Raw genomic sequence first — 20,107 nt, 5'->3', positions numbered from 1 at the left:
ATTACTTCCCTCCCTTGAGCGTCAGCAGATATTCCGACGTAATCTCGGTTTCGAACGTCAGGCGCTCCATCGGCGGAGGCACCGTGTATTTGTAATTGATCAACAGATGCCCGGCCGCCAGTTCCTGCTCCGGATTCCGGCTCGGGTCATACCATGCCTTGAAGCCGAGCAGCGCGCCGTCGCCAATCAGCTTGCGGCCGAAACCGTTCACCGATTCGATCAGCGAATCGATCAATGCGTTGTCGATGGGCATGTCGATGTACTGCAAGCTGAAATACCGCAGTGATTCGTTGATGACGTCGCCCGTCCGCCGCACGTTTTCGAAGTTGCGCATGTGCGTGACGGTGGGGAAGGCAGCGGTGCGGTTGCCCCACAGACGGTAGCCCGAGCCGTAGCTGCTGAATACCGTCGTGATGCCTGCCTCGTTGAGCAGGTTCACTTCGGATTGCGGATCGTCGATCATCGCGGTCAGCGGGCGCTCGACGCCCGTGACGCCGATGAGCGGCTGGTTCGAACTCGACCACCAGTAGCCCTTGTCCAGATCGACCTTCGCGCGAAGGCCGGCTGCGCGGATCGACAGGGGTTCGAGGTGTTCCGTGTCCATTGTCGGGTCGTATACCTTGACGTGCGGATAGCAAAGGCGCACGCGATCGCTCGACGTATTGAAGTTGATCGCGCCAGACGGACCTCGACCGGCCATCGCCCGGTCGAACGTGACGCCGATTGGCGCATCGATGTATGCGATCGCGCCGAGCTGGTTCGCCATCGAGTCAAGCTCGGCAGCCACAGAATTCAGGCAGCCGTACATGGGCGAGATCAGGATTTTCGCGGAGAAACCGTACAGATTGAAGGTGTCCTTCAGCGCCTTCATTCCCAGTCGGCGTCCTGCGGCGTCGACGCCGCCGATGATATCGGCGGCAGTCACCTTGTTCGGATCGGCAAAATTGTAATGGGCGTAGTACTGGACGTTCGGCACGAGTGCGCCACCCTCGATGCGCACGTACTCGTCCGAAGCCCGATCGTAGATGTAGTCGGCGCCATACACGAATTCGGTTTTGTTAGTGACGTCCTTCAGTGTCAGGTGCCAGACATCCCGATGTGGCAAGCGGGCGCGGTTCGTCACCGGGTTGAACACTACAGGCTGTCCGGGAACGAAGGTTTTGTGCACGTTCGGATCGAGCACGTTCACGACAATGACGGTACCTGCGCCGAAATCGTAGATGCTCTTCAGTGCCTGCGGAATCGTGAATGCATAGTTGTCCGGATTCGCAAAACGGTGTGCCGCCTTGCCGAATTGTTCAGCATCCGTTTCAGATAAGCACAGCGTCGGTTCATTGAGCGGCCCAATCGGCGCCGTGCCGATCAGCGCGATAACGGCGGATTTAACGACCTTGACCGGACGCGCGCCGGTTTCCCTCTCGATGGTTTCGACACCATGCAGATAGTTAGCGGGCATCGCTTATTCCCCCTGTTTCGTGGCACCGGCCTCGCCGGCCGATGCAGTTTCTTGCTGGCCGGATGCAGATTCGTCGGCCAAAACGGGCGTCACGTACCCGAGCGCGAGCAGCGTCTGGGTATATTCGTGCGCTTCCGGAAGATCGACCTCGCGCGTGGGGAGGAGGATGATCTCGCGCACATTGTCGCCATCCTTCAAAGTGACACCGCTGGGCGGCCCGCTGTAAATGTATTTCATGAGTGTTCCTCATCGGGTTCGTATTGGACACGCGTAAGCGGCCGCGCATCATTGGGGGCGCTTTCCTCCACGATGACGGAGGCGGACGACAAGTCCAGCGCGTACTGCCATAACCCGGCTTCTTCGCCGAGAAATGTTTCGGAGACCGCTGCAAGCTTCGAGCAGTCTGGAGGTCGAAAACCGACCAGGGCGGCGCGAACCTGATCGAGCACGTCGATCGCACCGCCGCGTCCGTTCAATTGACGCGCGACGATCGTCACGGAGAATTGAATGCGTCGCGGCTGCACGACGGCTGCGGTGTCGACGGTTGCATCGAACCGGCTGCCCGGATAACTGACCAGCAGTGCGCCGACCGAATCGTTCAGCCGGTAATCCGATGGCCGCTCGGGGAAATACTCCACCGCGAGCGCCGGTAGTTTCGCCTTCAGTCGCGCGACGATTGTGTCGATCATTTCGAGGGTCGTCGCCATCAGTCGCGCTCCCGCGCGGGGCGGCCATCGGCAAGCTTTTGTTTCTGGTTCGCGTTTAGCGATTCGTACTGCTTCGGATCACAGGTGCTCGCCGTTGCGGCAGATTTCGCTTCGGAAATGTTCAGCACGCGGCCGCTCAGGGCGGTCCGCTGGCCGGATTGAAAAATGTGGAGGGGCGTTGTGTCCATGCCGCCCATCATGGGGCGGCTGACCGGTACGGTCTTTTAATTGACGTGAAGAGTAGGGCGGTATGCGCGAAAGGACGCGCGAGGGAAACGAGAGAGAAACGCATGCCGCCCCTCGCATCATAGACGCGCAGCAACAGGTTTATAAAACGATTCGGTGGTCCGCCAGGCTCGGGCGGGTGGCTTCGGGCGGATTGGAAACACCGGGCCGTTACGGAGACGATTCTCAGATCGCGTCGCGAAGATGACGCAAGACGGCGCCCTGCACTTCGGGTGCGGCCTCAGACTGGAGCTGCTATTTAAGGACGTTACGCTCGATGCTGGAGAAGGAATTCATCGAGCGGCTGATCGGATCGGGCATCGAGACGCGTCGCCATGATGCCACCTCATTCGTTACCGCGCTTCTCCCTCGATAAAGTCGATCAGCCTGTTCAGTTGCGATTCGATGTCGCGGGCGCGCTGGGCGGCGTCGACGTGATGCGCGAGGACGTCGCCCAGGCATACCCCGGAATCAAGGGCTTCATCGGCGTCGGCCTGCGCAACAGTTCCGGCGGGAGCACCGGCTGAGGGCACGTCATCGGTGGCGGCAGCGGCGTTCCACAAGCGGACAAAGCCGCCAGTGAACACACAGCGAGGCAGATCCTCGAGAGGCGCTTCCGGCGTTGGGCGATATTGACTCGTGACATTGGCTATGCTCCGTTTCAGTTCATCGGCTTCGAGTGCGTGCCGGGCTTTCTCGGCAAACAGGTCGCCCGCCAGGGCGGCTGCGCGTTGCGTTTGCTGGCGTTCCTTCGCGCGGGCCTGTTCGATGGCGGCGCGTGCGCGATCCGCGTACTGGCGTTCGAGCGCCGCGACCTTCGCGTCGCCAGCACGCGCGCCTGCGTGATATCCGCTGAAGTAGGCGATTGCGCCCGCCGCCACCGCGATCATCGCGGCGATGCTGATGACCGCCGTCGCGCACCGACCGCGCGACCGCGGGGCAGGAAAACTCATGAGCACACTCCCGGCCCGAATCCGGCCTTCATGTAACGCGGTTCGAACGTGCGCAGAATGACGCGCGGGTAGCCGCGGTTTTCTCGAAAAGCGGCGGCATGCCGACCGGCGTTGAATCGTTCGACGTGGCCGAACCAGCGTTGCCGATCGGCACCATTTGTCAGCGCGAGTCGCTGGTCGCGATAGACCCAGCCGAGGCCGCCGTTATAGGCGGAGAGCGTCATCGCCATGCGTTCGCACGCGCTTGCTGCCATGATGCGCTGCCACAGGTGCCGGTCGTAACGCACGAGCGCGCGAATCGACCAGGACGGATTGAATGGGCGCGCGTCGCCGAGTTCGGCGGGATAGGCTCCGGCGATCCAGTCCGCCGTCGCGGGCATGAATTGCGACATCCCGCGTGCGCCGACGACGCTGACGGCGTCAGCACGCCAGCGGCTCTCCTGATGGATTTGCGCGGCGAACGATGCGACAGGCGCATCGATTCCCCAGATGGCGCGCGCGTTGCGCGTCAGCTCGGCGCGATACGCCAGCGCTTCCTTAGGCACCTGAGCGGGCACCTGCGCGAATGCCGTCACGCCGATGAGCGCGAGGACGACGGCGGTCAGCACACGCATGATCAAAGGCCCAGCGCGACGCCGACCACGACACCGAAAACGATCAGCGCGCGCCGGAGCATGGCGGCGGCGAACACGAGTTCGTATCCGGCGACCACGCGGTAATCCGCGTCGAGCGCAGGTTCGGCTGAACCGGATCGCCAGTCGAATTCGAGGTAGCTGTCCGGGCGTGCATACGGAAACAGCGCGCGGTCGAGCCAGTACGCGACGACCGCGGCGAGGCTGATGAGGCTCAGTTTATAGAGCGAGACGGGGAGTTGTTGCGGGGAGATGATTGCGATCTCAACCACGAGCAGCACGGCGGCAACAAGCCAGCCGACCATGCGCGGAAAGCGGGTGCTGAAAGACATGTGCGCCTCCTGAGTCAACATGGCGCCATGATCGGCGCAAGTCAGGAGGGGGTCTTTTAATCGGGTTTAGCAGCGACGCCGCACTACGCGGCGGACTGGACAGCGCTTTCCGTCGCGCATGCATGCCGGGAGAGGAGCACCCGATTCGGCACGGTCAAAAAGACCGAAGAATCGGGGCTGAACCATGCACTGCAAGGTTGCGCGGAACTCGGGCTGTTGCAGGCAATAAACGACGACTGCCTGATCTTGTTTGACGCTGTGCGAAAGCGGAGGCTGGCGGTTCGCTGTCGCCGGTCTCCCGCTCTCTCTTCCTCAGCGTATTGAAATGTCACGTCATCGCTGCAGCCGACCGCGAAAAACAATATCACGATCGTCATCCGGCGCCTGATTTTCTCTCGCAGTCGCGAGAGCAATACTGGATACGTCGCCGTTCGGGATGTTGCGCGTACCTCCATTCCGCCGCCGCCGGATTCCGCAGCGATCATTCCAATGCGCTCGTCATCGATGCGTTCGGCCCGAACGACAAAACGATGTCTGCGTCCATGCTCGTCGCAAACGATCTCGATTCGATCCGGCGGCAGGCCATCAGGCGGCCGAGCTGCGCTTCCCTGGTTTCGCGACTGCAGAGGCCGTCCTCCGAACGACGGCCTGGTCTTCGGGCGCGCTGTGGCGGTAGTTGTCCAGCAACACCTCTTCCTCTTTTGTCAGCGTGCTCTCAAGCGGCTGGGATCGCGTACCGGTCGCAACGTAAAGCACGTCGAGGCCCACGTTGGACCATTCGGCGAGATGGGCAATGTCGGGCGACTTTGTGCCGGCCTCCCAGCGAATGAGCGAGCTTTTTGACGCCCCGACCAGTGCAGCAAAGTCGGGCTGCGTATATCCCAGGCGGACGCGCTCCTCTTTTAGTCGATCCCCAATTCCCATAAATGAACCTAGTAGGCTTGACAGTTCCATTTATGGAACTTATAGTGACACGCACCAACACGATTGAGCACGGTATCACACGATGACGCAACTTCGAACGAGGACGGAGGTTCGGAAAATGCTCTCCGAGAGCGGTAAGGCGGTTGCTGAAGTCGCTCGCGATCTCGGCGTTCACGTGAACACGGTCCATGGCGTACTGGCGGGCCGACCCGCAACGCGTGGGGATGCCCACAAGGTGGCGGTAGCGCTCGGCTTGAAGGCAGGCACGCTTGAGCCGGTTCGTTATCTGTGCATGACCGGCATGCAGCCGTCGCAAGGTGCTGCCGGAAGTTGACGATGCGAAACCTGCCGCAATGGGTGCCGGCCGCGTCGGCCAAGCACATGGCTGTTTCGTATTTCTGCGGCGTTCACATGTCGTGCCTGCTGCGTCGCATTACCCTTGCCTGAATATCCCTTGACTGCTTCGGAAGCCGAGAATCCGGACGCGTGAACTTCAAGTGAGCGTCGCCGGAAAAGGATTAATCGCCTTCGTTTTATTTAGGAATCCAGATATGCAGCCAGATTTGAATCGTCTGCGCCAGGTCATTGCACGCGAAGGCGGGCGCGGATTCGATGAAGAGGAGGTTTTACCGTGATCAAGATGAGTGAGCAGAAAAGTACGGCCCAATCCGCCGGAAAGGTGCTGGAAGTCCTCAATGTTCTGCTCGGAAACTTCGCGCACGGGCTGACGCCCGGCGAACTGGCGAAGGCGACCAGTCTGTCGCCGTCGAATATCACGCGCTATATCGCGACTCTCGAAGAGAAGGGCTTCGCAGAGCGTGTCGCCGAAACCGGGCGTATTCGCCCTTCAGTCCGGCTCGCCCAGCAGGCCGTCGTCATCCTGCGCAGCCTCGATTCCGCCCGGCAGCGTGTCGACGAAATCGTCCACCGCGTCTGTACACCCCAATAACCGCCCGGAGTAACCATGGCACGTAAAAAGGCCACGCCCACGACCGTCAATTTGACGCCTGAGCCGCTCGCACCAGTGCTGCAAGAAAGCGCGGAAGCGGCGAACGTTTTGGCCGCTGTTCAGGCGAACTACAACGATGAGCGAGACCTGCTCAACCAGCTTCTTGGACAGGCTCAGATGGCGGATGCGTTCGCCAGATTTTCGGTCACCGTGACCACTTCAAAACTGGCTTTCGTAAAGGAAAACAAGCTCTATCGGGCCTTGAAGGGAATTAAATCCGGACACGGTGACCAGTTTCTGGATGGAACCTGGGATGAATTTTGCCGTTTGATCGGGCGCTCACGGGAACACGTCGAGCGCGATATCGCCAATCTCCGGTCGTTTGGTGAAGAGGCGCTCGAAAGCATGTCCCGCATGGGCATCGGCTACCGCGAGCTGCGCCAGTTCCGTCGCTTGCCGGAGGACCAGAAGAGCGCGCTCATTGAAGTCGCCAGGTCTGGCGACAAGGATTCATTCCTCGAACTGGCCGAAGACATGATCGCGAAGCACGCGAAGGAGAAGGACGCGCTGACCAAGGAAGTGGAAGCCATCGCCGCCGACAAAGAGGCGAGCGAGCGCGTCGCGCAGGGCAAGGAAGAGACCATCAACAAGCTTCAGCGCGAGGTGATCCGGTTGTCGAAACCGCTCGCGGTCGTGCCGTGGGACGAGCGCGTCGCGCCGTTCCAGAAGGAAATTACCGAACGGCAATCGCTGCTGGACGCGGCGATTGGACAGCATAAAAAGGCCGTCGAGGCGCTGGACGCGTGGCTGACGACCGAGATCACCAGCCAGCCGGACTACGATCCGGAAGCCCCTGTCGCGTTGCCGCCGCCGGTGCGCGCCGTACTGCTGCATCTGGACGACGCGGTGAATCGCACCGCGTCACTCGCGGCCGGGCTGCAACACGAGCTGCGGTTGCGATTCGGCGGCGATATTGCCGATGCGCGCCGACACGTTCTCGATGCCGACGCATGAGGCTGACCATGGCAACTTCGGTGCCTCCGGACGTACGCGAGATGCTGCGTGACCTGGCCCGCCGACTCGACGCCGCCCGTCACGGCGAACAAACTCCGTTGGTGCAGGAGGCGGCAGAGTTCCTCGGGTGGTCGGTTCAGACGGTCTATCGCCAGCTAAAGCGGGTGGCCGGGCGTAAAACGACCCGGAAAGCGCGCGCCGACAAGGGCTCGACATCGGTCAGCGAACAGGCGTTGACGATGCTCGGTTCGGTCCAACGCGAAGCCGTGCGCGACAACGGCAAGCAAACGCTGTTCACCACGACTGCGCGCGGCCTGCTGGAGCAAAACGGCGTCGGACTGAAGGTGAGTAACGGCCAGCTCAACCGCCTGATGCGCGATCGCAAGCTGAATGCCGGTTCGCAGCGGCACGCAAATCCGGTGCAGGCGCTGCGCGCTCCGCATCCGAATTATCTGCATGAGGTCGATCCGTCGCTGTGCCTGGTGTACTACCTCAAGGGGAGCCAGTACATCATGCGCGATCGCGAGTTCTACAAGAACAAGCTGGAGAACTACGCCAAGGTCAAGTTCAAGGTATGGCGCTACGTTCTGTACGACCGCGCGAGCGGCGTGATTATCGTGTGGTATTGCGAAGCGGCGGGCGAGAATCAGCACAACCTGTTCAATTTTCTGATGTTCGCCTGGGGGCAGCAGCCGGGCCGCGTCTTCCATGGCCTGTGCCGGTTCCTGCTGTGGGACAAGGGGAGCGCGAACACCAGTGCCGCGATCGGAAACCTGTGCCGTGCGCTCGGCGTTCGCACGCTCGAACACAAGGCGGGTCAGGCGCGCGTCAAGGGCGGCGTCGAAGTCGGCAACAACATCGTGGAAACGCAGTTCGAATCGCGTTTGCGGTTTGAACCCGTGGACAGCATCGAACAACTAAACGCGGCGGCGGTGGCCTGGAGCAATCCGTGGAACGCCGGCCTGATCCCCGGCCAGGACACGCGATTGCACCGGCCTGGGCTGGACGAGCCTGTTGCGCGCTTCGACCTATGGCAGCTGATTCGTCCCGAACAGCTGGTGCTGTTGCCGCCAGTTGACGTCTGCCGCGCATTCATGACGGCCCGGGAAGAAACGCGCAAGGTGCGTGCAGATCTGATGATTTCCTTTCGGCACCCTCAGGCAAAACGTTCTGCCGACTATAGTTTGCGCGGCTTCGACGGCGTGTGTTGCGGCGACGAGGTTTCGGTATCCGCGCTGATCTTCGGTGATCGCGCCATTCAGGTGACGGTGCGCGTCTACAACGGCGAGGACCGTGTGTATCAGGTCGAACCGGAGCAGAGCTACGACGCGTTCGGCCAGTCATTGAACGCGGCCATTGTCGGTGAGGAATACAAGGCCATGCCGCATACCGCTATTGAGCGCGCCGCAGCCGACATGGACGCTCAGGCCTATCCAGGCATGTCGTCGAAAGAGGCCGAGGCCGCGCGCGCAAGGCGCGTTACGCCATTCGAAGGCCGCCTTGACGCGCATTCGTATCTGGCGGATGTCGAGTTGCCGACCTACCTGCCGCGTCGTGGGACTGCGCATGAGCTGTCCGCACCCAAAATCGAAGTGGCTGCGCTTTCGCTGATCGAGGCCGCGATACGGATCAAGGCAGCTGTCGAAACGGCGGGCGGCGAATGGTCATCCGAGCGCTTTCGCTGGCTGCAGCAGCGCTATCCCGATGGCGTTTCGCAAGAGAAACTCGACGCAATCGTGGCCGAACTGACCGGCCCGCGCGCGGATCTTCAGCAGCCGCTGCAGGTCGTGCGCGCAGCGGCGGGAGGTCGATGATGCTGATTCTGAAAAACGTCCTGCAACGCGCCGGCCTTAAACAGGGCGAACTCGCAAAGCATCTCAATCTCTCGCATGCAGCGGTCGCTCAGATCGTCAATCACGGTGCGTGGCCGCGCAGCCTCGACAACGTCGCACTACAGATGCGCATTCTCGATTACTTACAGCACAAGGGCGTACCGGATGCTGACTCCGGCGTCTTCGATGAAGTCGTGAAGGTGGGCAGTCCGCAAAGAATCCTGGCGGATACGGCGGACTGCCCGGTCCCCCGGCCGAACGGCCATACCGATCTCAACCAGGAGGAATCTATGTTGCTGCGCAAACAGGTTCTCGCACCTGCCACACGGAAACACTTTGGTCTGTTCCGCGATCCGTTCGCGGACGACATCCACTCGCATGAAGACATGTTCGTCAGTCCCGACATTCGCTATGTCCGCGAGGCGATGTTTCAGACCGCGAAGCATGGCGGGCTGCTGGCGGTTGTGTCGGAATCAGGCGGCGGAAAGACGACGCTGATGCGCGACCTCGAAGACCGGGTGACGCGCGAGAATCACTCGATCATCGTGATCAAGCCGTATGTGCTGGCGATGGAAGACAACGACAAGAAGGGTAAAACGCTGAAGGCTACGCATATCGCCGAGGCGATCATGGCCGCTGTCGCTCCGTTGGAAAAAATCAGGAGCAGCCCCGAAGCGCGTTTCGCGCAATTGCACAAGGCACTAAAGGAAAGCCATGCAGCGGGCTATCGCCATTGCCTCGTAATCGACGAGGCTCACGCATTGTCGATCGCTACGCTCAAGCATCTGAAGCGGTTCTTCGAACTGGAAATGGGCTTTAAGAAGCTGTTGTCGATCATCCTGATCGGCCAGCCGGAATTGAAGGTCAAACTCTCCGAGCGCAATCAGGATGTCCGTGAAGTCGTGCAGCGATGCGAAATGGTCGAGCTCGTTCCGTTCGACAGCGCCCGCCTGGACGAATACCTGCGATTCAGATTCGGCCGCCTCGACAAACCGGTCGGCGACGTGATCGACGCCAGCGGCATCGACGCGCTGCGTGCGCGGCTCACGATGACCAGCACGCGGCGCGATCGTGCCGAAACTGTGTCGCTCCTGTACCCGCTGGCGGTTGGCAATCTAATGACCGCCGCGATGAATCTGGCCGCCGGCCTCGGCGTGCCGGTCGTGACAGCGGACGTCGTCAGGGGAGTCTGATATGAGCGCCATCGTGCAGATGAACCTGTCGGCCCCGCGAGAGCGCCTGTCTGATGGCGCACGGGTATTCGATGCGGAATGTGTGTCGCGCCTCACGTTGCTTAACGCTTGCGCGCGGGCGCTGCGTGGCCTGGGCCACCGCGTGCTATCGGAAGAAATTGCGCCTCGGGATGGCGGCCGGCCGACGATCCGCATTCGTCCGTACACGGAGAAATCGTCAGACCTGTTGCGACAGCTCGCGGGCGGCGTATCTATCCTGCGGCGAGGCCATCGTCAGTTTGCCTGCGTCATCTGGATGGGCGTACGGGTGACGTGGGACGTGGCGACATGATCGACGTCGACAGTGTCGTTATCGTCGTCGGCGTGGTTTTCCTTATCTGCCTCTGCCGCAAGGAAATACGCCATTGGAGGAAGCGCCGATGAACTTTCGATCAATCACCGACCAATACATCCAGATTCTGCTCGATATCGCGAACGCGAAAGCGCGACGTTGGGCAATCTCGCTAGCCGTGAGCGTTTCGCGGTATTCACCCTACGGAGTGGCGATGAAAGCGGAGGACATCAATGCATTCGAAACCTGACCGGGGGCCTCAGTTTCGGCCGAGGCTCATTCGTTTGATTCACGTTGCAAAACGGGATTTAAACATGCACGACGACAGCTACCGCGGCGTGCTGAGGCAGATTGGCGGGAAAGCATCTGCCGCCGATCTTACGGTTACGGAACTGGAGAAGGTTCTGGCGCATCTGAAGCGCTGCGGGTTTAAGGTTCGCTCCAGTAAAGGGGGGCGTCGGCAGGCCGATGACGCCCAATCGAGGATGATCCGTGGTTTGTGGCTCGAGTTGGCGGAACGCGGCGTTGTGCAGAATCGGGCCGAGGAAGCATTGGCCGATTTCGTTAAACGCATGACAGGTGTCGACGCACTCGACTGGCTCAGTTCCGCGCAGGCATCGCGGGTCATCGAACATTTAAAGCGGTGGCGGGATCGCATGAAGGAGGCAGTATGAAGACCAAATCGAAGCAGCAGAAAAGAAACCTGGAGTTGCTGACCGATCTTGCACAACAGGTAGCGCACATGCTCGTCGAGCTGGCAACCGTTCGGCAAGATGTGGCCGCCATGATCGGAGAAGAGGTTGCCGAGCGCATGGCGTTGCATTGGGGCGGCCAGAATCTCTATTTCCCGATGGGCAAGGCTCTGAAGCTGTCCCGGCGAGATCGCCAGATATACGCCGAGTTCAATGGGGAGAATCACAGCGAATTGGCGCGGAAGTTCGGCTTGTCGCTGCAATGGGTCTATGCGATCGTGAAGGCGGTTCGTCAAGAGGAAATCGAGCGACGCCAGAGCCGGCTTTTCGATGCGGGCGATGATGTTTGAATGACGGCGGTGGTCGGTTTGCAAGGTCGCTGCCATTTTCAAATGTTGGAACAGATTTTCAACGTTCTTGCCATTTGATCGCGGCCCGTACCGGCGAGAGCTACATTTATCGCACGGGTTTCCGGTTGTTTATCTCATCTCCGTTCAGACAATTACGGCCACTACTTCTGTAGCGCGGTCGCGTCGAGCAGCAAATCCCGAATAGTAGACATTTCCCATACCGCCATTGTCGTGACCCAGTGAGCGCCAGAATCTGCCGTGTGGTCTTCTATCTCAAGAATTGGCTTGGGAAAAGAATAGGGTGGCGATTCGAATTGGACAGGCCGGTATTCGAAGTTGACGCCATTCTGATTTCTAGCCAGATCGATGTTGGCGATTTGAGGATAAAGCCTGCGAGGAAGCGTACCCAAACACAGATACCGAATATCGCTTCGAATGATGTTCTTCAATGACTGAAAGATAAGCTCGTTCGAGAAGTGGATGAAACAGTCACGTATGAAGATCATGTCTGCCGATGGCAGAATATCTGTTGCGATGTCAAGTACAACAAACTTCAGAGAGGACGAACCATAGGCAGCGGTGTTGGATTTAATCATGTCGGGGACGATGTCGCCGCCGACGTAATCGATGCCGGTCAAATCGACGGTCTTCATCCAGTTGAAGTCACCACACGGAAGGTCGAGCAGACGAGACACGCCGAGTTTTCGCAAAGCGATGGGGAGTCCTTCGGCCAGCTTCTTTGTGAAACGCTGAGCCGACCCATATCCTGATCGGCTTTCTTCGCTCTTCCAGAGATTTTCCTTGTAGACCCTGGTAAAAAATTCGGACCGTTTGTTCGGCATTGCTCATCCGTGACATTTGGTGGGGTTTCCTGTTCGGTGCGATGAGCGAGGAGGCTGCACAGTCGCGCGCGATCACGCAATTCGCAGTGTCGCAGAACATCGTGACAGCGGTTTTGGCCGTTGCCGCAAGTCCGCATTGAGCGAGTGCTCCGGACGAGACTGACCGCCGCGCAGGGATGGCGGATTCGATCGGTACGCTTCGATGAACCAAAAAAAAAGCCCGCGAGATAGCGGGCTTGAATCCATATTGAGGTAAAACATGGAGGAGACGAGGTGAAGTATAAGCCTTGCGTATCCAGAAGGAATGCGACGGGGCGTCGCGATTAGAAGCGTTAGCTATTCCTCTTTCTCAGGTCGCCGTGATCCGATTTGCATAATGGGCTCTGTTCCGCGGCAGTCGACCTTGTGCGCGTTCTGGTCGCGCGTCGTCGCGCCACAGCGCACTGTCCTTTTCATCCCGTGGATCCATCATTTTTCGGACCTGAAATCTTTCGCGTAGCAGTTCGCTTCCTGGCGTGCGCTTCGCATAAGTGGAGTCAACGAACAGCAGCGCCGCCTGGGTTTTGTCCCGGCGGCGTCTTGCGTTCGGCGGGCGCAGTGTCGTTTCGGAAATGGGGAAAAGTCTCAGGCGCCGAAACGATGACTCACCAGTTCGGCAACCGCTTTGCCGAGGCGGTGGTGTTGTTCGGCCTCGTAGTGAATGCCGTCGGTATCGCTCACTTTGACGATGTCGCCGGCGTCGAGAAACGCCGAACCGAATTTCACGGCGATACGCTCGTAGAGCGGCGCGAGCAGTCGCGATTTGGCTGCACCGCCTGTGAAGATTTCGCCGAGGAAACCCACTTCGTCAATCGGTGCTGGTGCGATCAACAGGACGTGCGGCGTGGCGCCGCCCGGTCCAGCACGGCAGGCGATGAGCGTTTCGAGCAACAACGACACTGAATTCGCGATATCGGCCGGTGTGACGGAAAACCGCGTTTTGAGATCGTTGGTGCCGAGCATGAGCACGACTACGTCCACCGGTAACTGACTTTCGAGGCATGGACGCAGGTAAGAGAGTCCGTTCTTGTGCTGGCCCTGGATTGGATCGTCGTGAACGGTGGTACGCGCGGGCAGTCCTTCTTCGATGACGCTCCATGTGTCGCCAAGCGCCGCCTGGAGTACGCCCGGCCAGCGGTCGGCGGGGCCAAAGCGCTCGAATACGCCGGGCAGCGTCAGTGGTTTGGTGCCGTGCGTATTGGAATCGCCGTAGCAGAGCAGGGTGCGGGACGCCATGAGTTCCTCGCTTGCGAGTGAGTTGCCGATCCGAAATCCCGTTAGCACAGGGTGGGTACTGTCGGGTGGGGGAATGCCTCCGCAGACTATATGAGATTATTCGACGACTGGTCCAATTGATCTGTAATGTGCCGCGCGTCGCAGAGCTTTTCGCACGCGGCAGTCGAATGATTCTTTGGGCGGGGCCGCGTGCACCGTGTCTGCACCGCTTCGTCCGCCATTTCCGATTCCGATGGGCAACCTGTCGCGCCACCTGCGAGGCGGCAGAGCGGCTATGCGTTGCCGATTGGAAATACCTGAATTTTCAACCTGGCGCGGGTATCGCGGTTACCGCGGCCTGCGTCTTCCAGGAGAGTAGTTGATGTCCGCATTGTTCGAACCGTTCAAACTCAAAGATGTGTCCCTGCGCAACCGAATCGCCGTGCCGCCGATGTGTCAGTACTCGTCCGTCGACGGTGTCATCAACGACTGGCATCACGTCCATCTCGCGCAGATTGCGCGAGGCGGCGCGGGCCTTTTGATCGTCGAGGCGACGGCGGTGTCGCCCGAGGGACGTATCACGCCGGGCTGCGCCGGTTTGTGGAATGACGCGCAGGTGCAGGCGTTTGCGCCGACCGTGGCCGCGATCAAGGCGGCTGGCGCAGTACCGGGCATCCAGATCGCACACGCGGGCCGCAAGGCGAGCGCGAACCGTCCCTGGGAAGGCGACGACCACATTGCCGACGGAGATGCGCGTGGATGGCAGACGATCGCACCGTCTGCGATTCCGTTCGGTGCCAATCTGCCGAAGGTGCCGAAGGCGATGACGCTCGACGATATCGCCCGCGTGCGCGAGGATTTCGTCGCGGCGGCAAAGCGGGCGCTGGACGCGGGCTTCGAGTGGCTCGAACTCCACTTCGCCCATGGCTATCTCGGGCAGAGCTTTTTCTCGCCACATTCGAATCAACGCGACGATGCATACGGCGGCAGCCTCGAAAACCGCAGCCGTTTCCTGCTGGAAACGCTGGCTGCCGTGCGAAAGGTCTGGCCTGAGCGCCTGCCACTGACGGCGCGATTCGGCGTGATCGAATACGATGACCGCGATGAGGAGACGCTTGCCGAATCGATCGAACTTGCGAAGGGTTTCAAGCGTGAAGGGCTCGACATGTTGAGCGTGAGTGTCGGCTTTTCGACGCCGACCGCGCAGATCCCGTGGGCCCCTGCGTTCCTTGCGCCGATCGCGCAGAAGGTGCGCCGCGCCGTCGGCCTGCCCGTCGCTTCGGCCTGGGGTATCGATACGCCGGCGTTGGCCGAACGCTCGGTGGCGTCCGAACAGCTCGACCTCGTGATGGTGGGCCGCGCCCATCTGGCGAACCCGCATTGGCCGTATCACGCGGCGCGCGAACTCGGTGTTCCGCGTGCGGCGTGGACTTTGCCCGCGCCGTACGCGCACTGGCTCGAGCGCTATAAGGTTGGCTGACGGTTGCCGATCCGCAAATCTTTTGACGATAAGGAACGAACAATGAGCGTGTACCTTTTTGCGAGTCTGACGCCGAAACCGGAGTACGTGGCCGAACTCGAAGCGGAGTTGCGCAGCATGGTGGCGCCGTCTCGCGCTGAAACGGGCAACCAGCGTTACGATTTGCTGCGCCGGGCCGACGGCGTGCCGGGGTTTCACCTCTACGAGACTTACGTGGACGAGGCGGCGGTGCAGGCCCATCGCGAAAGTGCGCACTATCTGGCCTATCGTGCCAAAGTGGGCGCATGGCTTGCAGAGCCGCCTGACGTGAAGTTGCTTACGGGCGTCGACGTGGCCGCGTAAGCGCATGCAGTATTGCGCAGCCTTTGCGGGCTGTGGAGCCGGGCGGGTATCCCATGCGGAGCCCGCCCGTTTTCACATCGGCAAAAAATCTCTCAGGCCGCTCAGCCGCCTGCCATGTCGAGTACGACTCGGCCTTCGATCTCGCCGCGCTCCATGCGTGCGAACACGTCATTGATGTTCTCGATCTTGTCCGTGCTGACCGTCGCCTTGACCTTGCCTTCCTGCGCGAACATCAGCGACTCCTCCAGGTCCAGCCGTGTGCCGACGATCGAGCCGCGCACCGTCACACCGCCCAGCACCATATCGAAGATCGGTAGCGGAAAGTCTCCAGGCGGCAGGCCGTTCAGCGATACGGTTCCGCCACGGCGCACCATGCCGAGCGCCTGCGAAAACGCGATTGGCGAGACAGCGGTGACGAGCACGCCGTGCGCGCCGCCGATTTCCTTCTTGAGATAAGCGGTGGGATCGGTCGTTTTTGCGTTAACCGTTACGGTGGCGCCGAGACGCTTTGCGAGTTCGAGTTTCGCATCGTCAACATCCACGGCCGCGACGTTCAGGCCCATTGCACGCGCGTACTGAACTGCCATGTGTCCGAGTCCGCCCACGCCCGAGATCACGACCCAGTTGCCGGGCCGCGTGTCGGTCACCTTCAGTCCTTTGTATACCGTGACGCCCGCGCAGAGTACCGGCGCCACCTCGATGAAATCGATGTTCGGCGGCAGCAGCCCCACATAACTCGCGTTGGCCTTCGTATATTGGGCGAAGCCGCCGTTGACCGAGTAGCCGGTGTTCTGCTGCTGCGCGCACAGCGTTTCCCAGCCGCCGAGACAGTGCTCGCAATGGCCGCATGCCGAATAGAGCCACGGGACGCCGACGCGGTCGCCTTCCTTCACGCGAGTGACGCCGCTGCCGACCCCCACGACATAGCCCACGCCCTCATGCCCAGGAATGAACGGCGGCTGGGGCTTGATTGGCCAGTCTCCATGCGCGGCGTGCAGATCGGTGTGACAGACACCGCAGGCCTCGATTTTCACGAGCAGTTCGCCCGGACCCGGTTCCGGAACGGCGACTTCCTCGAGAACGAGCGGTTGGCCAAAGGCCCGGACAACAGCAGCTTGCATCGTTTTGCTCATGGTCAGGCTCCAGTGCGGCGGGGCGTCCGGATGCGGCGCGCATCTCGGTTATGCCGCGTACCCGCTGCAAGTTTGAAGGAAAGCCGTTCCGTGCGCGATGAATATGCTCATTCGCCGAAATGGGCGTTGCTGCGTGAATCCGGCGCGGTGGCGTTTGCGTGCAACGGCCGGGGCCGCGTCCCTGTTAGCAATTCAGGTGCGTCTGTAGATTCCCGATTTTTGCCGCGAAGATGCGCAGGGACACAAGCGAGGTGCGGGAGCCGCGTCAGGAATTGAGCGACCGAGATGATATTAGGTCCTGTCACCATAATTACAATAAGACATCCTAAACTTACAACTCGTTTACTCGCCTCGAGCAGGTACAGGAGCTCATCTTCCATGTCCGACATTCCCTTCTCGCAACACATGCGATCTCTGCGCTGGCTTGGGATCGTCCTCTTCTGCACGGTCCTCGCCGCGTGTGGCGGCGAGGAAACGCGTCCGCCGACAGGCCAGCCGGATCAACCGGCCGCGCCTGATAAACCGCAGGAAACCAAACCGGATCTGCACTGCGCACCGTAAGCGCCTTTCTGTCCTCATTCGAACATGCATTCCAACATGAACAGCAGACGCCATTTTCTGAAACTCGCGGGCACCAGCGCTACCGCGACAGCCGTACTTGCCAGCTTTCCCGCGTCGATCCGGCGCGCGCTTGCCATCCCCGCGAACAATGCGACGGGCACGATTCGCGATGTCGAGCATGTCGTGATCCTGATGCAGGAGAATCGTTCGTTCGATCACTACTTCGGCACGCTCCCAGGCGTACGCGGCTTCGGCGATCGCTTCCCGATCCCGCTTGTCGATGAACGGAACGTGTGGCAGCAGAACTATGCAGGCAGTGGCTCTGGCCGCGTGGTGCTGCCGTATCATCTCGACAGTACCGCGGGCAACGCACAGCGGGTGACCGGCACACCGCATGTGTATCTGGACGCACAACAGGCGTGGGATCTCGGCCGGATGAACAAGTGGCCAACCTACAAGCGAACCTGGTCGATGGGCTATTACACAGAGCAGGAACTGGAGTTCCAGTTCGCTCTCGCGAATGCGTTCACGCTGTGTGATGCCTACCACTGCTCGTTTCACGGCGGCACCAACCCGAATCGCCTGTTTCACTGGACGGGTACCAACGATCCAACGGGCGCAAACGGCGGTCCGGCTATCAACAACGACGGCGAAAGTCTGGTGCCGCCGGATAAGGATAAACTGCAGAACTATACGTGGACCACGTATCCCGAGCGCCTGGAGGAAAAGGGCGTGTCGTGGAAGGTCTATCAAAATCTGCCGGACAACTACACTGACAATCCGCTCGCCGGCTTCAAGGCATATCGCGACGCACACAAAGCGCGCGGCAACGAGTCCGACGGCAGGCCCGGGGGTTCGCCCGAGGATACGCCCCATTCTGCGTGGACGGTGGCGGACGAAGAGGTAAGCCCGCTGTTGAAGGGATGCAGCAACACCATGCCCGATAAAGGTTTCCTGCAGTCGCTAAGAGACGATGTCGCGGCCGGCACACTGCCGCAAGTATCGTGGATCGTTGCTCCGAAAACGTATTCGGAACACCCTACGCCGTCGAGTCCGGTGCAGGGCGCGTGGTACACGCAGGAAGTGTTGAACGCGCTCACAGCGAATCCCGCTATCTGGAGCAAGACGGTTCTTATCGTCAATTACGACGAAAACGACGGCTTTTTCGACCACGTTCCGCCGCCGTGCGCGCCGGCCTATGAAAGGGTCAACGGCAACCCCGTGCTTCGCGGCAAGTCGACCATCAACACGGCGGGCGAATACCACACGGACAGTAAGCCGTATGGTCCGGGTCCCCGTGTTCCCATGTTCGTGATCTCGCCGTGGAGCCGCGGCGGCTGGGTGAACTCGGAGGTATTCGATCATACGTCGGTGTTGCGTTTCATCGAGCGGCGCTTCGGGGTCGAGGAAACGAACATCAGTGCGTTCCGGCGCGCGGTGTGTGGCGACCTCACGTCCGCCTTCGATTTCGCCACGCCAAACGATCGGACAGCGTCGCTGCCGAACAGCGATCGTACGACCGCGGACACCATCCGCGCGGATCAGGAACAGCTCCAGCAGGTGCCGCTACCTGAGGTAGACGCGCAGCGGGCACCGGCTCAGCACCCCGGCACGCGCCCATCGCGCGCGCTGCCCTACGAATTGCACGTGAGCGGCCGCGAAGATTTGCCCAATCGAGTCATGCGTCTGCTGTTCCGCAACAGCGGCTCGGCAGCAGCCGTGTTTCACGTATACGACCGTTTGCATCTCGATCGCGTGCCGCGCCGCTACGCGATCGAGCCGGGCAAGGATCTGCATGACAGCTGGGACGTATTCACGACCGACGACGGTGAATATGACCTATGGGTGCTCGGCCCGAATGGCTTTCACCGCGCGTTCCGCGGCGACTTGACAGCGAGCGCCGCCGTGGGTGCGAGTGCGCCGGAGATTCGCGTGTGCTACGACGTCGCGAATGACCAGGTGTATGTGACGCTGATGAACACGGGGGCGTCGGCTTGTACGTTCTCCGTGCAGCCGAATGCGTATCGCTCGGACGGCCCGTGGACGTTCGACATTCCGCCCGAAAAGGCGCTCGACCAGCACTGGCCAATCGGGCGGCAAGGCAACTGGTACGACTTCACGGTAACTGTGCCGCAAGGCGATTTCATGCGCCGCTTTGCGGGCCGAATGGAAAACGGCAAGGACGGTATTTCGGATCCGGCGATGGGTAAGTAAAACCGCCTTTCACCAAACGAAGCTGTAGCGGGCGTTTGGTCGTTGCGATGGCTGCTGCGACGATCAAGCGCCTGCCTTGCAAACGTACTTGAACTCAACCAGCAGCGCCTCGATGCGGTGATCACCGCATACGGAAAGGCCCCCCCAGCTACGAACACGCGCTTTGCTGCGACGCCCGAACAGATCGGCGCGGCGATGCGGATCAACATCCGGAAGCGCGATTTCAATCACGCGTACTCAACACGATGAATCTACGCACGGACCCGAATTGCTAACGGGGACGCTACCTCCGCAACGCCAAACCGGTCGCCAAAAAACAAACAATTATCAATGGCGACATGAAGACGTTTTCCAGTTCCGGGAAAGGTCTTTGGCAATTATGATTCGGGGCCGTGCTATAAACTCCGCGTCTCTTCGCGTCACTACGAGCAGGCATCGTCAAGGCGAAAAAACGTGCGGGAATTGTTTTTTGCCGCATCGTACGCGAGGCATGCGCGCATGCACGGAGCGCTTGCCGCTGATGGACGGCACGCTGTTCGCGCGTGGCGTCGAATCGACCTACGATAGTAGGCGGCAGGCGACAGCAGATCGCGCCGCGCCGTAAACTAACGGTCCCGCCAGCGGCCCTGGCCGGACGGCTAACCCGTTCGGCCGGCTTGCGGACGCCACGCACAGCATCGGGCGTGGCGTT

25 protein-coding genes are annotated in these 20,107 nt (G+C 60.6%); 13 read left to right on the top strand and 12 right to left on the bottom strand.

All coding sequences use genetic code 11. The annotated features are described in order from the left end of the window. Window position 1: 1 nt before the first annotated feature. The 8 genes from Q0L30_RS25295 to Q0L30_RS25260 all read right to left on the bottom strand — a co-directional run bounded on the left by Q0L30_RS25295 (window position 2) and on the right by Q0L30_RS25260 (window position 5,259). On the bottom strand, window positions 2-1,456 hold the full coding sequence (locus Q0L30_RS25295; protein WP_296663497.1) for a phage tail sheath subtilisin-like domain-containing protein: 1,455 nt from the start codon (window positions 1,454-1,456) through the stop codon (window positions 2-4). 3 nt (window positions 1,457-1,459) lie between these two features. Continuing rightward, complete coding sequence (locus tag Q0L30_RS25290) at window positions 1,460-1,693, bottom strand: hypothetical protein (protein WP_296663496.1); 234 nt, start codon at window positions 1,691-1,693, stop codon at window positions 1,460-1,462. Beyond that, the gene (locus Q0L30_RS25285) at window positions 1,690-2,163 is read right to left on the bottom strand and encodes a Gp37 family protein (protein WP_296663492.1); all 474 of its coding nucleotides are present in this window, start codon (window positions 2,161-2,163) and stop codon (window positions 1,690-1,692) included. Before Q0L30_RS25285 ends, Q0L30_RS25290 begins: the two co-directional genes overlap by 4 nt. After that, window positions 2,163-2,363 carry a hypothetical protein gene (locus tag Q0L30_RS25280; RefSeq protein ID WP_296663490.1) on the bottom strand — a complete coding sequence of 67 codons (201 nt, stop codon included), beginning with the start codon at window positions 2,361-2,363 and terminating at the stop codon, window positions 2,163-2,165. The genes Q0L30_RS25285 and Q0L30_RS25280 overlap by 1 nt, the downstream gene beginning before the upstream one ends. Before the next feature lie 378 nt (window positions 2,364-2,741). Further along, complete coding sequence (locus Q0L30_RS25275) at window positions 2,742-3,278, bottom strand: hypothetical protein (protein ID WP_296663488.1); 537 nt, start codon at window positions 3,276-3,278, stop codon at window positions 2,742-2,744. 59 nt (window positions 3,279-3,337) lie between these two features. Next, the gene (locus Q0L30_RS25270; protein ID WP_296663485.1) at window positions 3,338-3,955 is read right to left on the bottom strand and encodes a transglycosylase SLT domain-containing protein; all 618 of its coding nucleotides are present in this window, start codon (window positions 3,953-3,955) and stop codon (window positions 3,338-3,340) included. 2 nt (window positions 3,956-3,957) lie between these two features. After that, the gene (locus tag Q0L30_RS25265; RefSeq protein WP_296663482.1) at window positions 3,958-4,305 is read right to left on the bottom strand and encodes a putative holin; all 348 of its coding nucleotides are present in this window, start codon (window positions 4,303-4,305) and stop codon (window positions 3,958-3,960) included. A gap of 585 nt (window positions 4,306-4,890) precedes the next feature. Continuing rightward, on the bottom strand, window positions 4,891-5,259 hold the full coding sequence (locus Q0L30_RS25260; protein ID WP_296663480.1) for a helix-turn-helix transcriptional regulator: 369 nt from the start codon (window positions 5,257-5,259) through the stop codon (window positions 4,891-4,893). 52 nt (window positions 5,260-5,311) lie between these two features. Between Q0L30_RS25260 and Q0L30_RS25255 the strand changes: the two genes are divergently transcribed. From Q0L30_RS25255 to Q0L30_RS25215, 9 genes are all read left to right on the top strand, one after another. Next, a complete protein-coding gene (locus Q0L30_RS25255; RefSeq protein ID WP_296663477.1) occupies window positions 5,312-5,563 on the top strand; it encodes a DNA-binding protein in 252 nt (83 codons plus the stop codon). Between the two features lie 306 nt (window positions 5,564-5,869). Beyond that, entirely contained in the window at window positions 5,870-6,178 is a 309-nt protein-coding gene (locus Q0L30_RS25250; RefSeq protein WP_296663705.1) for a helix-turn-helix domain-containing protein, read from the top strand. A 51-nt stretch (window positions 6,179-6,229) separates the two neighbouring features. Then, a complete protein-coding gene (locus Q0L30_RS25245) occupies window positions 6,230-7,192 on the top strand; it encodes a hypothetical protein (protein WP_296663476.1) in 963 nt (320 codons plus the stop codon). 8 nt (window positions 7,193-7,200) lie between these two features. Continuing rightward, on the top strand, window positions 7,201-9,006 hold the full coding sequence (locus tag Q0L30_RS25240) for an integrase (protein WP_296663474.1): 1,806 nt from the start codon (window positions 7,201-7,203) through the stop codon (window positions 9,004-9,006). Continuing rightward, the gene (locus Q0L30_RS25235; protein ID WP_296663471.1) at window positions 9,003-10,217 is read left to right on the top strand and encodes an AAA family ATPase; all 1,215 of its coding nucleotides are present in this window, start codon (window positions 9,003-9,005) and stop codon (window positions 10,215-10,217) included. Before Q0L30_RS25240 ends, Q0L30_RS25235 begins: the two co-directional genes overlap by 4 nt. 1 nt (window position 10,218) lies before the next feature. Next, the gene (locus Q0L30_RS25230) at window positions 10,219-10,548 is read left to right on the top strand and encodes a hypothetical protein (RefSeq protein WP_296663470.1); all 330 of its coding nucleotides are present in this window, start codon (window positions 10,219-10,221) and stop codon (window positions 10,546-10,548) included. 88 nt (window positions 10,549-10,636) lie between these two features. After that, window positions 10,637-10,798, top strand: coding sequence for a hypothetical protein (locus tag Q0L30_RS25225; protein WP_296663467.1), 162 nt, complete (start codon window positions 10,637-10,639; stop codon window positions 10,796-10,798). Window positions 10,799-10,862: 64 nt separating this feature from the next. Further along, window positions 10,863-11,222, top strand: coding sequence for a regulatory protein GemA (locus Q0L30_RS25220; protein ID WP_296663465.1), 360 nt, complete (start codon window positions 10,863-10,865; stop codon window positions 11,220-11,222). Further along, window positions 11,219-11,590, top strand: a complete 372-nt coding sequence (locus tag Q0L30_RS25215; protein WP_296663463.1) for a Mor transcription activator family protein — start codon at window positions 11,219-11,221, stop codon at window positions 11,588-11,590. The genes Q0L30_RS25220 and Q0L30_RS25215 overlap by 4 nt, the downstream gene beginning before the upstream one ends. Window positions 11,591-11,751: 161 nt before the next feature. Here the strand turns inward: Q0L30_RS25215 and Q0L30_RS25210 are convergent, their stop codons facing one another. Together Q0L30_RS25210 and Q0L30_RS25205 are read right to left on the bottom strand one after the other, a co-directional pair. After that, window positions 11,752-12,432 carry a class I SAM-dependent methyltransferase gene (locus Q0L30_RS25210; RefSeq protein WP_296663461.1) on the bottom strand — a complete coding sequence of 227 codons (681 nt, stop codon included), beginning with the start codon at window positions 12,430-12,432 and terminating at the stop codon, window positions 11,752-11,754. A 624-nt stretch (window positions 12,433-13,056) separates the two neighbouring features. Further along, window positions 13,057-13,707, bottom strand: a complete 651-nt coding sequence (locus Q0L30_RS25205; RefSeq protein ID WP_296663458.1) for an SGNH/GDSL hydrolase family protein — start codon at window positions 13,705-13,707, stop codon at window positions 13,057-13,059. A 361-nt stretch (window positions 13,708-14,068) separates the two neighbouring features. On the opposite strand from Q0L30_RS25205, the gene Q0L30_RS25200 reads away from it, so the two are divergent. After that, entirely contained in the window at window positions 14,069-15,166 is a 1,098-nt protein-coding gene (locus Q0L30_RS25200) for an NADH:flavin oxidoreductase/NADH oxidase (RefSeq protein WP_296663456.1), read from the top strand. Between the two features lie 42 nt (window positions 15,167-15,208). Then, window positions 15,209-15,508 carry a putative quinol monooxygenase gene (locus tag Q0L30_RS25195; protein WP_296663453.1) on the top strand — a complete coding sequence of 100 codons (300 nt, stop codon included), beginning with the start codon at window positions 15,209-15,211 and terminating at the stop codon, window positions 15,506-15,508. Window positions 15,509-15,609: 101 nt separating this feature from the next. On the opposite strand, the gene adhP is transcribed toward Q0L30_RS25195, so the two are convergent. After that, window positions 15,610-16,641: an alcohol dehydrogenase AdhP gene (gene adhP / locus Q0L30_RS25190; protein ID WP_296663451.1), complete on the bottom strand. Its 1,032-nt coding sequence runs from the start codon at window positions 16,639-16,641 to the stop codon at window positions 15,610-15,612. A gap of 378 nt (window positions 16,642-17,019) precedes the next feature. On the opposite strand from adhP, the gene Q0L30_RS25185 reads away from it, so the two are divergent. Continuing rightward, window positions 17,020-17,202 carry a hypothetical protein gene (locus tag Q0L30_RS25185; RefSeq protein ID WP_296663448.1) on the top strand — a complete coding sequence of 61 codons (183 nt, stop codon included), beginning with the start codon at window positions 17,020-17,022 and terminating at the stop codon, window positions 17,200-17,202. Window positions 17,203-17,238: 36 nt separating this feature from the next. Further along, on the top strand, window positions 17,239-19,416 hold the full coding sequence (locus tag Q0L30_RS25180) for a phosphocholine-specific phospholipase C (RefSeq protein WP_296663445.1): 2,178 nt from the start codon (window positions 17,239-17,241) through the stop codon (window positions 19,414-19,416). A gap of 63 nt (window positions 19,417-19,479) precedes the next feature. On the opposite strand, the gene Q0L30_RS25175 is transcribed toward Q0L30_RS25180, so the two are convergent. Beyond that, a complete protein-coding gene (locus Q0L30_RS25175) occupies window positions 19,480-19,647 on the bottom strand; it encodes a hypothetical protein (protein ID WP_296663444.1) in 168 nt (55 codons plus the stop codon). Window positions 19,648-20,107 lie beyond the last annotated feature (460 nt).

The sequence above is a fragment of the Paraburkholderia sp. genome, from assembly GCF_024281035.1.
Lineage (GTDB): Bacteria > Pseudomonadota > Gammaproteobacteria > Burkholderiales > Burkholderiaceae > Paraburkholderia.
Note: the sequence above shows the minus strand (reverse complement) of the source record. Positions and strands in the feature narration are given on the sequence as shown.